This is a genomic window from Streptomyces sp. NPDC014894 (genome assembly GCF_043080985.1).
Classification (GTDB): Bacteria; Actinomycetota; Actinomycetes; order Streptomycetales; family Streptomycetaceae; genus Streptomyces.
Genome location: NZ_JBIBWD010000061.1, coordinates 1 through 1,190 on the forward strand (window position 1 = coordinate 1; position 1,190 = coordinate 1,190).

Annotated in this window: 1 protein-coding gene; it reads right to left on the bottom strand. The window is 66.0% G+C overall.

Translation table 11 applies throughout. The annotated features are described in order from the left end of the window. On the bottom strand, positions 1–1,190 hold a 1,190-nt coding region (locus ACF089_RS35920; protein WP_392036445.1), incomplete at both ends, for a beta-ketoacyl reductase.

The window sequence follows — 1,190 nt, forward strand, 5'->3', positions numbered from 1 at the left end:
TTGATGTTGTTGGTGTTGAGGTGGGTTGCGGTGGTGGTGGGGTGGTGGGTGGTGGTGAGGGCGGTGTCGAGGAGGGTGAGGGCGTTGTGGGTGGTGAGGGGTGGGAATCCGGTGCGGGTGGTGTGGTTGCGGGTGGTGGTGTTGAGGTGGCGGATCATGCCGTTGGTGTCGTTCCAGGGGCCCCAGGCGATGCTGGTGGCGGGGAGTCCTTGGGTGTGGCGGTGGTGGGCGAGGGCGTTGAGGTAGGCGTTGGCGGCGGCGTAGTTGGCTTGTCCGGGTGAGGCGAGGGTGGTGGCGAGGGAGGAGTAGAGGATGAAGGCGTCGAGTTGGTGGTGTCGGGTGGCGTGGTGGAGGTTGTAGGCGGTGTTGATTTTGGGTTGGAGGACGGTGGTGAGTTGTTGGGGGGTGAGTTGTTGGAGGGGGTTGAGGTGGATGGTGCCGGCGGTGTGGATGACGGTGGTGAGGGGGTGTTGTGGGGGGATGGTTTTGAGGAGGTTGTCGAGTTGGTCGGGGTCGGTGGTGTCGCAGGCGGTGATGGTGATGTGGGCGCCGAGTTGGGTGAGTTCTTGGTGGATGCGGGTGGCGTTGGGGTGGTGGGGTCCGGTGCGGCTGGTGAGGTGGAGGTGGCGGATGCCGTGGTGGGTGATGAGGTGGCGGGCGGTGTGGGTGGCGAGTGTTCCGGTGCCGCCGGTGATGAGGACGGTGCCTTGGGTGTTGTAGGTGGGTGTGGGGGTTGGGTTGGTGGGGGTGGGGAGTTGGGTGAGTCGGGGGGTGTGGATGGTGGTGTCGCGGAGGGTGAGGTGGGGTTCTTGGGTGGTGAGGGTGTGGGGGATGAGGGTGTGGTTGTGGGGGTGGTTGTCGAGGTCGAGGAGGGTGATGCGGTGGGGGTGTTCGGTTTGGGCGGTGCGGATGAGGGCGGTGAGTGTGGCGTGGGTGGGGTCGGGGGTTTCTTGTGGGTGGGTGGTGGTGGCGTGGTGGGTGAGGATGATGAGTCGGGTGGTGGTGTAGCGGTCGTCGTTGAGCCAGTGTTGGAGGAGGGTGAGGGTGTGGGTGAGGAGGGTTTGGATGGTGGTGGGGGTGTCGAGTGGGGGTGGTGTGGTGGGGTTGGTTCGTGGGGTGGCGGGGAGTGGGCAGAGGACGGCTTCGGGTGCGGGGGCTCCGTTGTCGAGGGTGTGGGTGAGGTCGTCGAG